The following is an 18,128-nucleotide window of genomic DNA, read 5'->3' on the forward strand; positions in this document are numbered from 1 at the left end:
CCGGAACTGCTCTATTTCGTTGTTCTTCTGGCACCGTACGCAGATCTCGGTCTCGGTCCCATTGCGTCCGCGGACCGCCTCGGTGAACTGGAGATCCTTCGGGTCCAGCAGGCTCGCGAGGACTGGATGACAGGGTCTCGGTTCGGCGAGGTGGAGGGGTACGACGGGGATCCGTTGTCGGCTCCTGAACTGCCTCCGGTGGGGTTGAAGCCGCGGGGGAGAGTGCGCTGACCTGCAACGATGTTGCCGTCGACGTGCCTGGCCCACAGCTCGCTGCATGCCACCAGGCGCGGTGACCCGGCCCGATACGCCGGGACGGGCTCGCGAGTACGGCGGCAGGTCCGGGAACCGTGCGTACAGCCTGGCGTCCGCGAGGGGGTTGGGGGTACGGCCGGAGGCGGTCAGGCGGACGTGGCGGGATCCGAGGCGTCGTGGGCTGGCAGACTTCGTTCTGTGAAATCCGTGGTGAAGCGAACGACGAGCGACTTGCGGCGGCACAACCGGTCCATCCTCCTCTCCGCTCTGTACGTGCAGGGACCCACCAGCCGGAACACGCTGACCCGCGTCTCCGGCCTCAGCTCCGCGACGGTGAGCAATGTCGTCTCCCAGCTCCTCGCCGAGGGACTGATCGCGGAGGGCGGTTCGGAGGACTCCGACGGGGGCAGGCCGCGCTCGGTGCTGGAGATCCGTCCTGACTACGGCTCCGTGATCGGGGTGGACATCGGTGAGACGCACGTCCGGATCGGGCTGTTCGACTGGACCCTGTCGGTGATCGCCTCCGAGGTCTACCCGATCGCCGCGACCCGGCTCGACGCCGAGTCGGTGGCCTCGCTGGTGCTCCAGGGCATCTCCGACGTGACCCGCGCCGCGGGCGTCGACCCCGCGGACCTGCTCGGCGTCGGCGTCGGTGTGCCCGGCGCGGTCCAGCCCGACCCGCGGATTCCCGGGCGCACGCTGGTGCACGCGCCGACGCTCGGCTGGTCCGGTGTCGCACTCGGCGAGATGCTCGCCCCCGGGGTCGCCGCACCGCTCATGCTGGACAACTGCGCGCGGACCCTGGGCCAGGCGGAGATGTGGCGCGGCGTGGGGCAGGGCGCAGACCGGGTGGTCACCGCGCTCATCGGGGTCGGGGTGGGCGCGGCCCTCGGGTCGGGCACGGAGGGAGGCACCACGGGCCTGGCCCCTGCCACGATCGAGTGGGGGCACACGGTGATCTACGCCGGAGGGCTGCCCTGTCGCTGCGGTTCGCGGGGCTGTCTGGAGGCGTACGTCGGAGCCGATGCCATCCTCCACCGGTACCAGGCCACCCTGGGCAGCCAGCCGTTCCGCGCCTCCGGGACCGAGGGCCGGCTCGCGGAACTGACGGCGCGGGCGGCCACCGATCCGGTGGCCATGGAGACCCTGGAGAAGACCGGCGAGTACATCGGCATCGGGATCGGCAACCTGATCAACCTGCTCCACCCGGACCTCGTGGTCCTCTCCGGATGGGCGGGCTCGGTGATGGGCGGAGTGGTGCTGCCCACCGTGCGGGAGACGGCCGAGCGGCACGCCCTGTCGTATCTGCGGGGGCGTACTCGGATCGAGGTCGGGCGGCTGGGCCAGGAGGCGGTGGCGATGGGAGCGGCCACTCTGCGGGTGGCGTACCTGTTGTCCACGGGCGGCCGACGTCCGGAGATCGAGTCCGGGTCCGGGTCCGGGTCCGCTGTGGGGTCCGGGTCGGGGTCCGGCGCCGGGGCCTGGGTGTAGACCCGCCCGTAAATCTGCTGTGCGGTGGTGCGGTGGGACTGTTGACGTCCACGACGTTCGCCTCTTAGTTTAAGTCAAAGCCAAAGTCTCCCTGACCTCCGTGGAGTCTTCATGACGTCTCAGTTCCCCGTGGCACAGCTCTACATCGACGGAACGTTTCGGCCGGCCTCTTCAGGGCGTACCGCCGACGTCGTGGAGAAGGCCACGGGTGCCGTGATCGGTACGTACGCCCTCGGCGGGGCCGTGGATGTCGGGCGGGCGGTGGCCGCGGCCCGGGCCGCCCAGCCCGGCTGGGCGGCACTCGGCGCTCCCGAGCGCGCGGCGGGCCTGCGGCGGATGGCCGAGTTCTTCCAGGCGAACCACGCGGAGCTGGTCGAGCAGAGCATGCGCGAGACCGGCGGGGTGCGGGCCAAGGCCGAGGACGAGGTGTCCACCGGGATCCGCCAGCTGCAGATCTCCATGATCCAGGCGAGCGAGAACGCCGGTGATCTGCTGCCGCCGTACAAGGCGGGCAAGCTCTCGATGTCCCGGGCGGTGCCGCTAGGAGTGATCGGTGTGATCACACCCTGGAACTACCCGGTCAACCTGGCCATGCGCGCGGTCGCACCGGCGCTGGCCTTCGGCAACACCGTCGTGCTCAAGCCCGCCGAGCTCACCCCGATCATCGGCGGCCAGGTACTCGCCGAGGCGGCCCGGTACGCCGGACTGCCGCCGGGCGTGTTCAACGTGGTGACCGGCGACGGCCTCGACGCGGGGCACGCGCTCGCCGAGCACACCGGCCTGAACCTGCTGGACTTCACCGGCTCCCGTGAGGTCGGCCTCGCCATCGCGGCCTCCGCGGCCGCCACGCTACGGCCGGTCCGGCTCGAACTCGGGGGCAGCAACGCCTTCGTGGTCCTCGACGACGCCGACATCGACCTCGCGGCCTCGTGCGCGATGGTCGCCTCCCTGGAGTTCCAGGGGCAGACCTGTATCAGCGCCGGCCGCCACATCGTCACCCGCGCGGTGGCGGACCAGTATCTCGACGCCCTCACCCGCCGCGCCGCCGCACTGCGCGTCGGCGACCCGATGAGCGGTACGGCGGATCTGGGCCCCCTGATCAGCACCCGCCAGCGCGACCGGGTGCACGCCCTCGTGACGGCATCGGTGGAGATGGGCGCGGAGGTGCTCACCGGCGGCGCGTTCGACGGCCCCGAGGGGTTGTTCTATCGGCCCACCGTGCTGGCCAAGGTGACGCCCGAGATGCCCGCCTTCACCGAGGAGATCTTCGGCCCGGTCCTCCCGGTCACCGTGGTGGACGACCAGGAGGAGGCGGTGGCCGTGACCAACGGCCTCCCCATGCTGATGAACTCGGTGTTCTCCGCCGACCTCATACGGGGCCTGTCGGTGGCCGAGCGGCTCGACGCCGGCGAGGTGCACGTCAACGACGCCCACGCGCGGCACGGCGCGGACGACCAGATGGCGGGCTTCACGAAACGGCAGTGGATCGGCCTCCAACGCACACCACTCACCCTGCCGTCGTGGACCGCCGACCCCGCGACCCGTTGATGGCCGCGGCGCGAACGGCGCTGGTGGTCCGCGGCGGCTGGGAGGGCCACTCCCCACGGGAGTCCACCGACCTGTTCCTGCCCGCGCTGGCCGACGCCGGGTTCGCGGTTACGGTCCGGGAGGACCTGGAGGTTTACGCCGACGCGGACCTCATGGCGCGGACCGATCTCGTCGTGCAGTGCTGGACCGAGGGTCGGCTGACCGCGGAACAGAGCGCGGGGCTCGTGGCGGCCGTCGAGGCGGGCACCGGCTTCGCGGGCTGGCACGGCGGCGTCGTAGCGACGTTCCAGGACTCTCCCGCGTACCTGCGCATGGTCGGCGGCCTGTTCCTGCACCATCCGGAGGAGTTCCTGGAGTACCGGGTCCGGATCGAGCCGGAACACCGGGAGCACCCGGTCGTCGCCGGGCTGCCCGACATGACGGTGGTCACCGAGCAGTACTGGATGCTGACCGACGCGTTCAGCACGGTCCTCGCGTCCACCACCGTCGCTCCGGGCGCCGCCGGGCAGGGCGAGCGGCCGGTCGACATGCCCGTCGTGTGGACCAGGCAGTGGGGGCGGGGGCGCGTCTTCTTCTCCGCCCTGGGACACCGCCCGGACGACCTGCGCGAGCCCACCGTAAGGGCACTCACCACGCGCGGACTGCTGTGGGCGGCGCGGTGAACCAGCCGGTGGGGGGCGAGTGGCTGGTCGTGGTGACGATCATGGGCGGCCCCTGCGCGGTGCCCGGGCCAATACGTCGTCGGCATCCCCCGCAGACAGCCTCAGCCGGTCAGCGGGATGCCGGTCTTGGCGAGCACGGCACGCGCGCGTGCCGCGGCGGAATACCGGAGTCGGCGCCTCCAGCCTGAAGGCAGGTTCTCCCTCGGCGGCGGCCACGGCTCGATCTCGCGGCGCGCCTCCTCGCGGGGAACGAGCGGCCGGTCCGGCCCCGCGTGCCATGGTGCGCGGTCGCGGTGTCCGGTCACGGAGACCTGTACGGGGCCGCCTTCGAGCGGGACACGGCACGACCGGCCGGGGCCTGGGCCGACCGGGGTATCCAGGTCGCGGAGGGCACGCCGGCGATGATCCTGCTGGTCACCAGGGGCGTGCCGACAGCGCCCCGCGAGTCCCGGCAGCGCTGCGCCGATCCGTACCTGGTCCGCCGGTACTCCACCGGTACCCCGGCCATCGGCAACTATCGCCCAACGGCAGACCCGGCAGACCCGGCCGCCCCGGCAGACGCGTCGAGGATCGGGCGCCGGATGCTGGAACCACTGCGGCCGTTCGACCTGGAGGCGCTGCTCGGCGATCCGATCGTTCGTCACCGTCGGCGAGGCGGCGGCGCCCGCCCGGTCTCCCGGAGCTGTCCGCCGTAAGCGGTCCAGTCCCGCCGTACGCCCCATATGCCCCATACGCGCCCCGTACGCCCCGTCGGCCGAGGCGACGCGCGGGATGGCGGATGCCCGCCTGGCGACCTTGCTGCCGGACGGCGCCACCCCGCTCGCCACACCGCTTGCCGCCCCGCGCGCCACGGCACGCGGCGCGCTCGCGGCCCCGGCCACCCGCACAGCACGCGCTCGCTCCGCAGAGCGCACGCGGCAGGCGCCGCTGCCCTGGACGAGGTTCCGCGAGGGCTCCCGTCCCCGCACCCCGGCGCGTACGGTGCCGGGGCCAGGCGACCCTGCTGTGCGAGCCGGCCCCTGCCTCCGCCGCCCCACGCGGACTTCCTCCACAAAGAAATCGACACGTCCAAAGAAATCGACACGTCGTAAATCGGTACGTCGGCCATATTGACCCCACCTCAGCCGCGACTTAGCTTAAGTCGAAGCCAAAGTCGGAGCAGGTCGACTGCTGGTCGGCCATGGGTTCAGGTCCCAAGGGGGACCACCGGGCGACTGCCTCAGTGGCGGGACGACCGCAGCAGGCCCTCTTCTGACACGAAAGTGAGCACTGGCCAATGAAGACCAGATTCGCCGCAGTCGCAGGCGCCACCCTGGCCGCAACACTGGTTCTCGCCGCCTGCGGGGGAGGCGGCGGGGGCTCCGGCAGTGGATCGGCGCCCACCGGTGGCAAGGTCCGCCTGACCATGTGGGCCTGGGACCCGGGCATGGACAAGGTCGTCGCCCTGTGGAACTCGACGCACCCGAACATCCAGGTCGCCCTCAGCAACCCGGCCGGCGGTGACCAGCTCGTCAGCAAGATGATCACCGCGCACCAGGCGAAGACCGCCCCCGACATCGCGAAGGTCGAGTACCAGTCGCTGCCCGGCCTGGTGGCGAACGGCGTGGTCCGTGACATCACCGCCGAGACGAAGAAGGCGGTCACGGACTTCGACGCGGCGACGCTGGCCCAGACCCGCTTCCAGGGCAAGGTCTACGGCATCCCGCAGGACTTCGCCCCGCTGATGATGTTCTACCGGGCCGACCTGTTCAAGAAGTACGGCCTGAAGGTGCCCACCACCTGGCAGGAGTACGCGCAGGTGGCCGCCCAGCTGCACACCAAGGACCCCGGCGCCTCGATGACCAACTTCGACGCCGCCGACCCCGGCTGGTTCACCGGCCTCGCCCAGCAGGCGGGAGCGGACTGGTGGACCACGCAGGGCGACTCCTGGCACGTGGACATCAACGGCACGGCCAGTGACAAGGTCGCCGACTACTGGCAGGGCCTGGTCGACAAGGGGCTGGTGAAGAAGAACCCCTCCTTCTCCCCGCAGTGGAACAAGGAGATGAACAACGGCACCCTCCTCACCTGGATCTCCGGAGCCTGGGCCCCGGCGCAGATCGGCGGTATCGCCCCGTCGACCAAGGGGAAGTGGACCGCCGCGCCGCTTCCGGCCTGGACGGCGGGCGACACCACCACCGGCATCTGGGGCGGCTCGGCCATCACGGTCACCACCGACTCCAAGCACCCCGCCGAGGCGGCGGAGTTCGCGAGCTGGCTCAACACCGACGACAAGGCGGTCACGGCCCAGGTCAAGAACATCAACATCTACCCGGCCTCGACCTCGGGGCGCGCCCTGCGGATCCTCGACCAGCCGCCGGCCTTCTTCCCGAACCAGCCGGACTTCTACGCCGAGGTGAAGAAGGTCGCCCCCGGCGCCCGCAGCTTCTCGATGTGGGGCCCGAATGTCACCGTGACCTTCTCCGCGTACCGGGACGGTTTCGGCGCGGCGCTGCAGTCCGGGAGCTCGTTCACCGGGGCGCTGGACACCATGCAGAACAGCACCACGGCCAGCATGAAGAAGCTCGGGTTCACCTTGAACTAGCCCGGGCGACCCGACCGCCCGGCGCGGGCTCCTGACCCTCGCGCCGGGCGGCCGGGCCGGCTCCACCGGCATCAACCACCGAAACAACCAGTCACCGAAGCAACCAGTCACTGGCACCAGCCATTCATCCGATGAGGACGATGTCGATGGCGACAAGCATTTCGCGGCGGGGCCGCCGGGCGGGCCACAGCCGTCTGCCCTATCTGCTGGTCCTGCCCGCGATCCTGCTCCTCCTGCTGTTCGTGGTCGCCCCCGGGGGCTACGCGCTGTTCCTCAGCTTCCAGCAGCGCAAGGTCAGCGGGAGCCTGCTGGGAACAGGCAGCAGAACGGTCTTCGCGGGTCTGGACAACTACTCCACCGTGATCCACGACACCGAGCTGTGGCACAGCCTGCTCCGGATGCTCCTGGCCGGCGCGATCACCGTACCGGCGACCGTGCTGCTCGCCCTGCTGTTCGCGCTCCTCCTGGACACCGCGCGAGCCCGGCTCACCCGGTTCGCACGGCTGGCCATCTTCCTGCCGTACGCGGTGCCCGGCGTCATCGCCACCCTCCTGTGGGGCTTCCTCTATCTGCCCGCGACCAGCCCCATCGGCGGACAGCACCTCGACTTCTTCGGCAGCTCGATGGTCTACGTCTCGGTCGCCAACATCGCGGTGTGGGGCGCGGTGGGCTTCAACATGGTGGTGATGTACACGTCCCTGTGCGCGCTGCCGCCGGAGATCTACGAGGCGGCCAGGATCGACGGAGCCTCGGAACTCCAGATAGCGCTGCGGGTGAAGGTCGCCCTGATCCGTCCCGCCATCGCCATGTGCACCCTGTTCACCGTGCTCGCCGCCCTGCAACTGTTCAACGAGCCCAACACACTGCAGCCGCTGTCGAACGCCATCTCCCTGACCTGGGTTCCCCTGATGAAGATCTACACCGACGCTTTCGTCGACTCCGACATCAACCTCGCGGCCGCCACCTCGGTCGTCTTCGCGGCCGGGATCCTCGCCGTCTCGGTGGTCGTCGGACGCCTCGCGCAGACCTGGTGGGGCGCCGCCGGAGCCGTCGGCAAGGAGGGACGATGACCATCGACTCGCCCGCCCGTCCCGTGGTGTCCCCGGTGACCGCCACCCGGACCGGACGTCCCCGCCGCAGGCGGATCGCCCTGCTGCCCACCGTGGTGCTGCTGCTCGGAGCCGTCTACTGCCTGGTGCCGACGCTGTGGATCCTGATCGCGTCCACGAAGTCGCGCAGCGAGTTGTTCTCCACCGCGACCTACCTCCCGTCGTTCGGCTCGGGGCTGGTGGACAACGTCGCCGACCTCTCCTCGTACGACTCGGGCATCTTCTGGCACTGGATGCTCAACAGCTTCCTGTACGCGGGGGTCGGCGGGTTCGTGGCCACCGCCGTCTCCGCCGCGACCGGCTACGCCATCGCCAAGTACCGCTTCCGGGGCCGGACCCTGCTCTTCAACACCATCCTGGCGGGCGTCCTGCTGCCGCAGGTCGTGCTGGCCGTGCCGCAGTACCTGCTGCTGGCCCGGGTCGGCATCACCGACAGCTACTCGGCGGTGATCCTGCCCCAGCTGTTCAACCCCTACGGCATATACCTGTGCCGGATCTACGCGGCAGCCTCCGTACCCGACTCGCTGCTCGACGCCGGGCGGATGGACGGGGCGAGCGAGTGGCGGATGTTCTCCGCGATCGGGCTGCGGCTGATGGCACCCGGACTGATCACCGTCTTCCTGCTCCAGTTCATCGTCATCTGGAACAACTTCCTGCTGCCCTTCGTCATGGTGACGAACGACGACAAGTTCCCGCTGACGGTCGGCCTCTACAGCCTGCTGCGCCACGGCGCCAACCAGGCATCCCTGTACTCACTGGTGATCACCGGCACACTGCTGTCCGTCGTCCCCGTCATCGCGCTCTTCCTGTCCCTGCAGCGGTACTGGCGCATCGACCTGGTGACCGGTGGCCTCAAGTAGGCCGACGGGATCCGCCGGTCGCTGTGTCCACTGCGCTGCGTCCACAGCATCCCGGGGGACCCGCCGACCAAGGCCGAACGGGCGGAGTACGTCGGCGCCTCCAGCCCGGCGCGAGCGTGCGGGGCGTTGCCGGACCACTGACGGCCGGCCGGGATGTTGCTGGACTGTGGGTATAGTTCTTGGACGCACAGTCTGAAGCAAGGGGTGGGTATGGCGGACGGCAACCTCGCCCCGGACGCCGAACGTGACGCCATCATCGCCGCGTTGGTGCCCGTGGCCGACGGGATCGCGGCGACGTTCGGACCGGTGTGCGAGGTGGTGCTGCACGACTACCGGCAGCCGGAGAAGTCGGTGGTCGCCGTCGCCGGGGCGCTGACCGGGCGGTCGGTGGGCGGGGCGATGAGTGAGATCGGGCTGCGGATGCTGGCGCGCGGGGACGAGGCCGTCGACGAGCTGAACTACCTCACCCGGACCAGGGGCGGCCAACAGCTGAAGTCGTCCACGATGGTGCTGCGGGACTCCACGGGCGCGGTGTTCGGCGCGCTCTGCGTCAACGTCGACGTGACCGCCGTACAGCAGGCGCAGGCTCTGTTGGCCGGGATCGGCGGGGGCGTCGCGGCCCAGGCGCCGGCCACCACCACCTTCGGCAACGACATCGACTCCGTCGTGGAGGCCATCGTCGACGCCCATCAGCTGCGGCGGGGTCGGACCTGGGTCCAACTCGACCGCGCGCAGCGGCTGGAGCTGTTCCGCGGTCTCGACGAGCACGGGGTGTTCGCCGTGCGCCGGGCCATCGAGCAGGTCGCCGCCCGGCTCGGTATCTCCCGGGCCTCCGCCTACAGCTACCTCGCCCAGGCGCGTGCCGCGACCGGCACCCCTGTCACTTCCGATCCCGCTTCCGATGGAGGAGCCGCGTGACCACCACCCCGCCCATCACCCTCGACGACGTCCTCGGCGCCGCCGCCCAGATCAAGGGCGTCGCGCATCGCACACCGGTGCTGCGTTCGCGCACCCTCGATCAACTCGTCGGCGCCGAGGTGCACTTGAAGTGCGAGAACTTCCAGCGGATCGGCGCCTTCAAGTTCCGCGGCGCCTACAACGCGGCCTCCCGGCTGACGCCCGAGCAACTCGCGCGGGGCATCGCCGCCTACTCCTCCGGCAACCACGCCCAGGCCGTCGCCCTCGCCGCCCGCGAACTTGGCACCACCGCGGTGATCCTCATGCCCGAGGACGTCCCGGCCTCGAAGCGGGCCGCCACCGAGGGATACGGCGCCGAGGTCGTCACCTACGACCGTTACAGCGGCGACCGGGTCGCCATCGGCGAGGCACTGGCCGCCGAGCGGGGGCTCTCCCTCATCCCGCCCTACGAGCATCCGCACGTCATGGCGGGACAGGGCACGGCGGCACTCGAACTCGTCGAGGAAGTAGGGGAGTTGGACGCCGTACTGGTGCCCGTGGGCGGCGGCGGGCTGATCGCCGGGACGGCCACCGCCGTCAAGGGGCTGCACCCGCGCACCCGCGTGATCGGCGTCGAACCGGAGGCCGGGGACGACACCAAGCGGTCCCTGGAGGCGGGCCGGCGTGTCTCCATCCCGGTGCCGCGCACCATCGCCGACGGCCAAGCGGCCGATACGCCCGGCGAGTTGACGTTCTCCGTGAACCAACGGCTGGTCGACGAGATCGCGTTGGTCAGCGATGAGGAGATCAAGGACGCGATGCGCTTCGCCTTCGAGCGGCTGAAGATCGTCGTCGAGCCGAGTGGTGCCACCCCGCTGGCCGTGCTCCTCGCCGGGCGTGCGGGCCAACTCCCGAGCCGGGTGGGGATGATCGTCTCGGGCGGCAACATCGACAGCGAGCGGTTCGCCCTGTTGTGCGCGAGCGGCTCGTCATGACTCCGTCCCGCATCTGATGGTTCCCCCGAATGGCGCTCTCGGGTGGACAGGAAGACCATGGAGTGGAGGGGCGCGGCCCCCGCCGGAGCGCCGGTGCCGTTCAAGGATGCCGGGAGACGGAGACCGGCCCCGGCCGTGCTGTGCGCGGCCGGAATGGAGGCAGCCGTCATGCTGGAAGTGAAGACGGTCGACAAGCCGGACGAGCGGCGTGACTTCCCCCGCGGCCACCTCGAAGCCGTCCACCTCAGCGGACTGGACTTCGCCATCGGCACCTTCGAGCCGGGTTGGCGCTGGTCCGAGTCCGTGGCACCGATCGCGGGCACCCAGAGTTGCCAGATCCACCACAACGGCTACGTGGTCCAAGGGCGCATGCATCTCCGCATGGATGACGGCGGCGAGAGCGAAGTGGGTCCCGGCGACGTCTTCGTGTGCTCGCCCGGCCACGACGCATGGGTCGTCGGCGACGAACAGGCGATCGTGTACGACTTCGCGGGCGGCATGGCCACGGACTACGCGAAGGCTCCGTGACCGACCCGAACGTACGCGCCCGGCGGCACCGCACCCGCCGGGCGCGTACGTCATGCCTCGTACCGGACGACCTGTCCCTCGGCGTACGCGACGGCCTCCGCATGCCCGAACAGACCCGGCAGCCCGCCCGTGTGCACGAACACGGTCCGCTCGCCCGGCCTGATGTCGCCGTCCCGGACGGCCGCGATCAGGCCGGCCATCGCGCGTCCCGTGTACGTCGGGTCGAGGACGAGCCCGGCGGTGCGGGCGGCGAGGGTGAGGGCCTCGGCGGTGGGTGCGGTGAGCGTGGCGTAGCCGCCGCCGATCTGGTCCCGTCGTACCCGTAGTCCCTCGGGTGAGGTCAGGCCCGCGAACTCGCTTACGGCGGGGGCCGGTTCGGGCAGTGCGCCCACGTCGACGCCGAGGACCGCCGCCGCCCCGAGCGAGACCACCAGCCCCGCCATCGTGCCGCCCGAGCCGAGCGCGACGACGGCGGTACGGAGATCGGGGAGCTGTCGGCGCAACTCCTCGCCGCAGCGCACATAGCCGCGTGCGCCGAGCACGCTGGAACCGCCGAACGGGATCAGCACCGGCCTGGCGCCCGACGTGCGCAGTTGCTCGCAGACCTCGGCCGCCGCCTGGTCCAGTCCCGCCTGGTCCACGTCGCCCGCCCAGGCGATCCGCGCGCCGAACAGTCCGTCGAGGGCCAGGTTCCCCGAGCGCGACACACCCGGCGATCCGCGCAGCACCAGCACCACGTCCAGGCCCAGCCGCGCTCCGGCGGCCGCGGTCAGACGGGCGTGATTGCTCTGCGGAGCGCCGGTCGTGACCAGGGTGTCCGCGCCCTCGGCGAGCGCCGCGCCGACGGTCCACTCCAGCTTGCGGATCTTGTTGCCGCCGCCTCCGAGGCCGGTCAGGTCGTCGCGCTTGATCCACAGGTCGTCCGGGCCGAGCCCGATCGCGGTGGCGAGTCTCGGGGCCGGTTCGACGGGGGTGGGGAAGGTGGCCAGTGCCACGTGCGGGGCGCTGTGCGGGTCGTCGCTCATGGCGTACATCATCGCGCGATTCGGAGGCCGGTCCGCTGATGGACTTGCCCATGGAAACCGATCGGTTTACTGTGGTCCGCATGAGGAAACCGATCGGTTTTCCTCGCTCTTCGCCTCAGCTCAGGAGATCCCCATGACGAACATCGAAGGTTCCGTCGTCCTCGTCACCGGCGGCAGCCGCGGCATCGGCCGGGCGCTGGTCGAGGCGCTGTACGAGCGCGGCGCCAAGAAGGTGTACGCCACCGCCCGCGACCCGAAGACCGTCACGCACCCGGACGCCGTGCCGCTGGCGCTGGAGGTCAGCGACCCCGCCTCCGTCGCGGCGGCGGCCGAACAGGCGCAGGACGTCACGATCGTGATCAACAACGCCGGCGCGTCCGTGAACGCGAACTTCCTGGACTCGCCGATCGAGGACATCCGCCGCGAGTTCGAGACCAACTTCTACGGCCCGCTGCTCGTCACGCGTGCCTTCGTGCCGATCATCGAGCGCAACGGCGGCGGCCACATCCTGAACTTCCACTCGGTGCTGTCCTGGATCGGTCTCGCCGGCTCCTACAGCGCCTCCAAGGCCGCCTTCTGGTCGCAGACCAACTCCCTGCGCCTGGACCTGAAGCCGCGCGGCATCGAGGTCACCGGACTGCACGTCGGCTACGTCGACACCGACATGGCCGCACGCATCGACGCGCCCAAGTCCACACCCGAGAGCGTGGCGGCACAGGCCCTCGACGGCATCGAGTCCGGCGCCTTCGAGGTCCTGGCCGACGACCTGACCCGCCAGGTCAAGGCCGGGCTCTCCGCCGAAGGCGGCGCCCTGTACCCGCAGTTGGCCGCCTGACCGGACCGGCGGTGATCAGATCGGCAGCAACCGGCCCACCAGCGTGCTGAGTTGCCGCGCGTTCCGGCACTCGTGCATCTCGACCAGCTCCGCGTAGCCGGGCGCGGCCGAGTCGCCGGTGCCCCACTGGGTGCGCTGCTCGGGGTTCAACCAGTAGACGCGGCGGGCCCGTTGGGTGATCTGCCGGACGGCCGGGAGGTTCGGGTCGCTCATGTTGGTGCGGGCGTCACCGAGCACGAACACGGTCGTACGCGGGCCGACCGCGTCGCCGTACCGCTCCGCGAACTCGCCCAGGGCGACGCCGTAGTCGCTGCTTCCGTGCCAGCCGGTGAGGGTGGCCTCGTCGCGGATGCGGGTGCCGAGTCCCTCGGGGTCGGCCGTGCCGTGCACGAGCAGCGGGGTCACCTCGTCGAGGCGGTTGACGAAGGCGAACACGCGGACCTTGCTGAACTGCTCGTGCAGCGCCTGCACCAGCAGCATCGTGAAGTCGGAGAAGCCCGACACCGAGCCCGACACATCGCACAGCAGAACCAGTTCGGGCCGCACCGGCCGACGTCGGCGCAGGACCGGCCGCATCGGCACCCCGCCCGTGGACAGGGAACCGCGCAGCGTGCGGCGGAGGTCGATCGTGCCCCGGGAGGCACGGCGGCGGCGCGCGGCGAGACGGGTGGCCAGCTTCCGGGCCAGGGGCTGAACAGCCCTGCGCAACTCGGCCAGTTGGGCCCGTCCGGCGAACAGGAAGTCGACGCGGTCGGCCGTCGGCGCGATGGCCCGCCGGGCGATCTCGTCCCGGCCGCGCCGCTCGGCGACCCGGCGCCGCGCCTCCAGGGCGACCTGCCGCCGGAACCCCTCGATGCGCTGCCGGATCTCGTCGTCGAGCAGCCGGTCGGTGAACCCGGACCCGCCCGCGCCCTCCGCCCGGATGCTCGTACGCACCCGGGCCAGCAGCGTCTGCGGACGCAGCCGGTCCAGCGTCTGGTACGACGACCAGCCGTCCGACGAGGGCGAGTTGCCGTATCCGCCGAAACCGTCGACGGCCTCCGCCGCCAACTGCCCCATCAGGGCTTGGTCGTTGGCGGCGAAGGCTGCCGCCAGCCGGTCACGGAGGTCCTCGCGGTCGGCGGCGGGCTCGCCCTGGGGTGCTCCGACATTGCGCGGGAAGTAGAGGTCGAAGACCGGGTCGAACACCGGGCGTTGGCCCGTTCCGTGCAGCAGCGTCGCGGCCAGTCCCTCGCGGAGCAACTCGCGGTCGGCGAGCCCGAGCGCCTCCACCGCCCGCGCCGCGTCCACGGTCTCACCGGTGCCGATGCGCAGACCGTGCGCGCGCAGCGCCCCGACGAGGCCCGTCAGCCGCTCGGTGACACCGGCGGCGGTCACACGGCGTCCAGGTCGAGCTTGGCGGCGGCCCGGAGGATGTCGTCCTGGTGCTTGAGGAGCACACCGAGGGTGTCCCGTACGACCGTCTCGTCGAGGGTGTCGGCGCCGAGGGCCAGGAGGGTGCGGGCCCAGTCGATGGTCTCGGCCACCGACGGCACCTTCCGCAGCTCCATCTCGCGCAGCGCCCCGACCACCCGGACCACCGACCCGGCCAGCGCCGCACCGAGGCCCGGCACCTTCAGCCGTACGATCCGGCGCTCCAACTCCTCGTCGGGGAAGCCGATATGGAGGAACAGGCAGCGGCGGCGCAGGGCCTCGGAGAGTTCGCGGCTCGCGTTCGAGGTGAGGACCACGAAGGGGCGGCGGGTCGCGGTGATCGTGCCCAGCTCCGGGACGGTGACCTGGAAGTCGCTGAGGATCTCCAGCAGCAGACCCTCCACCTCGACGTCGGCCTTGTCGGTCTCGTCGATCAGCAGGACCTTCGGGTCGTCGCCGCGGATCGCCGTGAGCAGCGGGCGGGGGAGCAGGAACTCCTCGCTGAAGATGTCGGTGCGGGTCTCGTCCCAACTCTCGTCCCGGCCCGCGCTGATGCGCAGCAGTTGCTTGGCGTGGTTCCACTCGTACAGCGCTCGGGACTCGTCGACGCCCTCGTAGCACTGGAGCCGGATCAGCCGCGCGCCGGCGACCTCGGCGACGGCCTTGGCCAGCTCCGTCTTGCCGACGCCGGCCGGGCCCTCGACGAGGAGCGGCTTGCCCAGGCGGTCGGCGAGGAAGACGGTCGTGGCGACCGCGGGTGACGCCAGATAGCCGGTCTCGGCGAGGCGTGCGGCGACTTCGTCGACGGAACGGAACACGGGGCCTCCGGCGGATCGCGGGTGGTGCGTCGGTGCGCGGCAACATGTCCAAGCGCTTGTTCACCTTCACTGTCACCCGGAATCAGCTGCCCGCGCAAGCTCGTACACCGATCGGTTTCCTCTTGGCTCTCGGCGCGGTAACCTCGGAGTATGGCCACGACAGACAAGGCGTCACCCCGGGACCGGCTGCTCGACGCGGCGGCCGAGCTGTTCTACCGCGACGGTGTCTCCATCGGCGTGGAGGCGCTGTGCAAGTCGGCCGGGGTCTCGAAGCGGTCGATGTACCAGCTCTTCGACAGCAAGGACGAGGTGCTCGCCGCGAGCCTGGAGCGGCGTTCCCCCGGGTACGCGGCGCGGCTCATGCCCGGTCCGGACGATGCCGGTACGCCGCGCGAGCGCATCCTGTACGTCTTCGAACAGGCGGAGGAGTCGTCGACGGAGGCCGGCTATCTGGGGTGTCCCTTTCTTGCCACGATGGTCGAGCTGAAGGATCCCGAGCATCCGGCGAGCAGGGTCGCCCGGGTCGCCAAGGAGAAGCTGCGGGACGCGTTCCGGGAGCAGGCCGAGTTGGGGGGCGCACGTGATCCGGGGTTGCTGGCACGGCAGTTGATGCTGGTCTTTGATGGGGCGAGTGCTCGTGCCGGGGCGAAGCTGGAGTCGCTGGACGGGTTGACTGTGGAGACCGTGAGGGTGCTGCTGGATGCGGCCGGGGTCGCCTGAGCGTGGGAAGTTGTTGGTCGGCTGCGGGTCCGTTGTGGCTGGTCGCGCGGTTCCCCGCGCCCCTTCAGGACAACGTCGAACCGTGAGTCGAGGGGCAGCCGGCGTAGCGGCTGCCCCTTTCCCGTCCGCCCGTGCTCACGCGGCCAGCGCCACCGCCTCCACCGCCGGTGTGCGCAGCACGCGCCGGGCCGTCAGCAGGCTCGTGCCCAGGGTCACCGTCGCCGCCACCGCGGCGACCGTCAGCCAGATTCCGAGGCCCTGGTGCGGGAGCACCGAGTCGGTGCGGACGATGGTGAACGGGATGATGCCCGCCAGTGCGGCCGCCGTGCCGGACAGGATCCCGGTGACCGTCAGGATCGCCGTCTCCGTGGCGACCGTGCGCAGCACCTGCCCCGAAGTCGCACCCGCCAGGCGTTGTCCGCCGAACTCGCGGGAGCGGTAAGTCGTCGCCGCGTACAGGGAGTTGACCAGCATCACGCAGACGAAGACCACGATGATGCCGACGACCGTGAAGTTGAGGGTCTCCAGGTTCTTGGCGTCCACCGACTTCGTCAGGCGCGAGGCCTTCACCGCGTCGCTCTCCACCGCCTGCATGTACAGCGTCGCCGTGGACACCGCCGTGAAGAGGATCAGCGACATCAGGATCCCGGCGAGCTGGTCGGTCCGCTCGCGGAGATTGCGGACCGCCAACCAGCCGCTCGCGCCCGTCAGCCGGAGCCGGTCGAGCAGGCCCTTCAGCAGGCGGGGTGCCAGCAGGGCGAGGCCGACCGAGAGCAGGATCGCGCCGTACGCCGGGGCCGCCATCAACGCCGCGTCCGTGGCCGAGAAGGCGAAGGTCGCCGTCACCGACACCACACCCGCGACCATCGCACCGTAGGCGAGGAACGTCCGCGCCCGGCCCTGCCGCCGCTGCCCGCGCGTCGCCCGTCGTACGGCCAGGAACGCGGCGCCCGCCGACGCCAACAGCGTGATGCCCAGGCCCGATTGGAGGGCGAAGGGGCCGAAGGAGTAGTCGACGGACCGGGCGACCTGACCGCTGTCCTTGAACGCCCCGAGCAGGGCCCGGCCGCCGAGCATCGCGGGACCGACGGCGAGGATCGCACCCAGCAGGGCGACGGCCACCGTCTCACCCACGACCATCCGCTTCAGCTGCGCCGGGGTCGCCCCCGAGCAGCGCAGGGTCTCCAACTCCCTTGACCGTTGGCGGACGTTGACGGTCAGCGTCGACGCCACGGCGAAGAACACCAGCAGGGTGCCGTACCCCCCGACGACACTCGCCGACGTGGACAGCGTGTCGGCGCTGACCGAGTCGACGCCGTGCCGATTCGCCGTGTCCTGAAGGGAGTTGAACGTCATGATGATCGCCGCGCCCAGGAACGCGGCCAGCAGGGTCGCCAGGAAGCGGCCCGGCCGTTGCCGGATCGAACGCATAGCCAGTACGAACATCGCTCACACCCCCGCCGTCATGTCGTCGCCCAGGTGCGCGAGCCGCTCGGCGACCGCGTCGACGGTCGGCGCGTGCATCCGCCCGGCGAGCCGGCCGTCCGCGAGGAACACCACCGAGTCGGCGTACGAGGCCGCCACCGGGTCGTGCGTCACCATCACCACGGTCCGGCCGTGCACCCGCACCGCCTCCCGCAACAGCAGCAGCACATCCCGCGCGCTCCGCGTGTCCAGGGCGCCGGTCGGCTCGTCCGCGAAGATCACCCGGGGCTCGGTGACCAGCGCGCGGGCGATGGCGACCCGCTGCCGCTGACCGCCGGAGAGCTGGTCGGGACGGTGGCCGAGCCGGTCGCCGAGCCCGACCGCGGTCAGGACCTCCTGGGCCCGCCGCCGGTCGACGCGCCGGCCCGCCAGCTTCAGCGGCAGCACGGTGTTCTGCGCGACGGTCAGCGTGTCGAGGAGGTTGTACTGCTGGAACACGAACCCGATCCGACTCCGCCGGAACCGCGTCAGCTCCGCCTCGCTCCCGCCCGTCATCTCCGCACCGTCGACCATCACGATCCCGCTGTCCGGCCGATCCAGCCCGGCCGCACACTGCAACAGCGTCGACTTCCCGGACCCCGAAGGCCCCATCACCGCCGTGAACGTGCCCCGCTCCAGGCTCAGCGTCACCCCGTCCAGAGCGGTCACGGCGCTGTCGTCACGGCCGTAGGTCCTGCTCACCTTGACCAGCCGCAGCGCCTCCGCGGCGGGTCCCTTGTCGTGCGTCCGTCGTGCGCTGCGAAACATCGCCGTCACCCTTCGTGCGGCACGCCCTGTGCCTCGTCAACGACGCTACGGAGAACGCCGGTTGCGCACATTGGGCGCAGAACCCGTATCGCGGGGTGTACTCAGCGACACCCCCGGGGTCGGGCTCACCGGGGATGCCGTGACCGGAGGTACGGG

At 71.0% G+C, this 18,128-nt stretch carries 17 protein-coding genes and 1 pseudogene; 13 read left to right on the forward strand and 5 right to left on the reverse strand.

The features are described from left to right. Window positions 1–102: 102 nt before the first annotated feature. The 11 genes and pseudogenes from OG407_RS44115 to OG407_RS44165 form a co-directional block, all read left to right on the forward strand. Window positions 103–231, forward strand: a pseudogene (locus OG407_RS44115) (pirin family protein); the annotation flags it as partial. 231 nt (window positions 232–462) lie between these two features. Further along, window positions 463–1,746 carry an ROK family protein gene (locus OG407_RS44120; RefSeq protein ID WP_405866285.1) on the forward strand — a complete coding sequence of 428 codons (1,284 nt, stop codon included), beginning with the start codon at window positions 463–465 and terminating at the stop codon, window positions 1,744–1,746. A gap of 111 nt (window positions 1,747–1,857) precedes the next feature. Next, window positions 1,858–3,294 carry an aldehyde dehydrogenase family protein gene (locus OG407_RS44125; RefSeq protein ID WP_405866287.1) on the forward strand — a complete coding sequence of 479 codons (1,437 nt, stop codon included), beginning with the start codon at window positions 1,858–1,860 and terminating at the stop codon, window positions 3,292–3,294. Continuing rightward, a complete protein-coding gene (locus OG407_RS44130) occupies window positions 3,267–3,956 on the forward strand; it encodes a ThuA domain-containing protein (RefSeq protein ID WP_405866289.1) in 690 nt (229 codons plus the stop codon). The genes OG407_RS44125 and OG407_RS44130 overlap by 28 nt, the downstream gene beginning before the upstream one ends. Before the next feature lie 293 nt (window positions 3,957–4,249). Further along, the gene (locus OG407_RS44135; protein WP_405866291.1) at window positions 4,250–4,651 is read left to right on the forward strand and encodes a hypothetical protein; all 402 of its coding nucleotides are present in this window, start codon (window positions 4,250–4,252) and stop codon (window positions 4,649–4,651) included. A gap of 581 nt (window positions 4,652–5,232) precedes the next feature. Continuing rightward, entirely contained in the window at window positions 5,233–6,540 is a 1,308-nt protein-coding gene (locus tag OG407_RS44140; RefSeq protein ID WP_405866293.1) for an ABC transporter substrate-binding protein, read from the forward strand. 140 nt (window positions 6,541–6,680) lie between these two features. Continuing rightward, window positions 6,681–7,610: a carbohydrate ABC transporter permease gene (locus OG407_RS44145; RefSeq protein WP_405866295.1), complete on the forward strand. Its 930-nt coding sequence runs from the start codon at window positions 6,681–6,683 to the stop codon at window positions 7,608–7,610. Beyond that, window positions 7,607–8,509, forward strand: a complete 903-nt coding sequence (locus OG407_RS44150) for a carbohydrate ABC transporter permease (RefSeq protein WP_405866297.1) — start codon at window positions 7,607–7,609, stop codon at window positions 8,507–8,509. The genes OG407_RS44145 and OG407_RS44150 overlap by 4 nt, the downstream gene beginning before the upstream one ends. Before the next feature lie 210 nt (window positions 8,510–8,719). Beyond that, window positions 8,720–9,427, forward strand: a complete 708-nt coding sequence (locus OG407_RS44155; RefSeq protein WP_405866299.1) for a transcriptional regulator — start codon at window positions 8,720–8,722, stop codon at window positions 9,425–9,427. Beyond that, window positions 9,424–10,401, forward strand: coding sequence for a pyridoxal-phosphate dependent enzyme (locus tag OG407_RS44160; RefSeq protein ID WP_405866301.1), 978 nt, complete (start codon window positions 9,424–9,426; stop codon window positions 10,399–10,401). The genes OG407_RS44155 and OG407_RS44160 overlap by 4 nt, the downstream gene beginning before the upstream one ends. Before the next feature lie 168 nt (window positions 10,402–10,569). After that, window positions 10,570–10,929 (forward strand): cupin domain-containing protein, encoded by a 360-nt coding sequence (locus OG407_RS44165; RefSeq protein ID WP_405866303.1) that lies wholly within the window; start codon window positions 10,570–10,572, stop codon window positions 10,927–10,929. 50 nt (window positions 10,930–10,979) lie between these two features. On the opposite strand, the gene OG407_RS44170 is transcribed toward OG407_RS44165, so the two are convergent. Continuing rightward, window positions 10,980–11,966, reverse strand: coding sequence for a D-cysteine desulfhydrase family protein (locus OG407_RS44170; protein WP_405866305.1), 987 nt, complete (start codon window positions 11,964–11,966; stop codon window positions 10,980–10,982). A gap of 121 nt (window positions 11,967–12,087) precedes the next feature. Between OG407_RS44170 and OG407_RS44175 the strand changes: the two genes are divergently transcribed. Beyond that, the gene (locus tag OG407_RS44175) at window positions 12,088–12,789 is read left to right on the forward strand and encodes an SDR family oxidoreductase (protein WP_405866307.1); all 702 of its coding nucleotides are present in this window, start codon (window positions 12,088–12,090) and stop codon (window positions 12,787–12,789) included. A gap of 15 nt (window positions 12,790–12,804) precedes the next feature. Here the strand turns inward: OG407_RS44175 and OG407_RS44180 are convergent, their stop codons facing one another. Together OG407_RS44180 and OG407_RS44185 are read right to left on the reverse strand one after the other, a co-directional pair. Continuing rightward, the gene (locus tag OG407_RS44180; RefSeq protein ID WP_405866309.1) at window positions 12,805–14,166 is read right to left on the reverse strand and encodes a vWA domain-containing protein; all 1,362 of its coding nucleotides are present in this window, start codon (window positions 14,164–14,166) and stop codon (window positions 12,805–12,807) included. After that, the gene (locus OG407_RS44185) at window positions 14,163–15,020 is read right to left on the reverse strand and encodes an AAA family ATPase (RefSeq protein WP_405866311.1); all 858 of its coding nucleotides are present in this window, start codon (window positions 15,018–15,020) and stop codon (window positions 14,163–14,165) included. Before OG407_RS44185 ends, OG407_RS44180 begins: the two co-directional genes overlap by 4 nt. 150 nt (window positions 15,021–15,170) lie before the next feature. On the opposite strand from OG407_RS44185, the gene OG407_RS44190 reads away from it, so the two are divergent. Continuing rightward, the gene (locus tag OG407_RS44190; RefSeq protein ID WP_405866313.1) at window positions 15,171–15,740 is read left to right on the forward strand and encodes a TetR/AcrR family transcriptional regulator; all 570 of its coding nucleotides are present in this window, start codon (window positions 15,171–15,173) and stop codon (window positions 15,738–15,740) included. A gap of 135 nt (window positions 15,741–15,875) precedes the next feature. Here OG407_RS44190 and OG407_RS44195 read toward each other — a convergent pair whose 3' ends face one another. Together OG407_RS44195 and OG407_RS44200 are read right to left on the reverse strand one after the other, a co-directional pair. After that, window positions 15,876–17,186 (reverse strand): FtsX-like permease family protein, encoded by a 1,311-nt coding sequence (locus OG407_RS44195; protein WP_405866315.1) that lies wholly within the window; start codon window positions 17,184–17,186, stop codon window positions 15,876–15,878. A gap of 3 nt (window positions 17,187–17,189) precedes the next feature. Next, on the reverse strand, window positions 17,190–17,972 hold the full coding sequence (locus tag OG407_RS44200) for an ABC transporter ATP-binding protein (RefSeq protein ID WP_405866317.1): 783 nt from the start codon (window positions 17,970–17,972) through the stop codon (window positions 17,190–17,192). Between the last annotated feature and the right edge of the window lie 156 nt (window positions 17,973–18,128).

It is taken from the genome of Streptomyces sp. NBC_01515 (assembly GCF_045040345.1).
Classification (GTDB): domain Bacteria; phylum Actinomycetota; class Actinomycetes; order Streptomycetales; family Streptomycetaceae; genus Streptomyces.

Excerpts from the sequence above, each read along its gene's own strand:
- OG407_RS44150 (WP_405866297.1), top strand. The coding sequence starts at position 7,607 with ATGACCATCGACTCGCCCGCCCGTCCCGTGGTGTCCCCGGTGACCGCC.
- OG407_RS44170 (WP_405866305.1), bottom strand. The coding sequence starts at position 11,966 with ATGATGTACGCCATGAGCGACGACCCGCACAGCGCCCCGCACGTGGCA.
- OG407_RS44200 (WP_405866317.1), bottom strand. The coding sequence starts at position 17,972 with ATGTTTCGCAGCGCACGACGGACGCACGACAAGGGACCCGCCGCGGAG.
- OG407_RS44140 (WP_405866293.1), top strand. The coding sequence starts at position 5,233 with ATGAAGACCAGATTCGCCGCAGTCGCAGGCGCCACCCTGGCCGCAACA.
- OG407_RS44155 (WP_405866299.1), top strand. The coding sequence starts at position 8,720 with ATGGCGGACGGCAACCTCGCCCCGGACGCCGAACGTGACGCCATCATC.
- OG407_RS44125 (WP_405866287.1), top strand. The coding sequence starts at position 1,858 with ATGACGTCTCAGTTCCCCGTGGCACAGCTCTACATCGACGGAACGTTT.
- OG407_RS44145 (WP_405866295.1), top strand. The coding sequence starts at position 6,681 with ATGTCGATGGCGACAAGCATTTCGCGGCGGGGCCGCCGGGCGGGCCAC.
- OG407_RS44165 (WP_405866303.1), top strand. The coding sequence starts at position 10,570 with ATGCTGGAAGTGAAGACGGTCGACAAGCCGGACGAGCGGCGTGACTTC.
- OG407_RS44195 (WP_405866315.1), bottom strand. The coding sequence starts at position 17,186 with ATGTTCGTACTGGCTATGCGTTCGATCCGGCAACGGCCGGGCCGCTTC.
- OG407_RS44190 (WP_405866313.1), top strand. The coding sequence starts at position 15,171 with ATGGCCACGACAGACAAGGCGTCACCCCGGGACCGGCTGCTCGACGCG.
- OG407_RS44175 (WP_405866307.1), top strand. The coding sequence starts at position 12,088 with ATGACGAACATCGAAGGTTCCGTCGTCCTCGTCACCGGCGGCAGCCGC.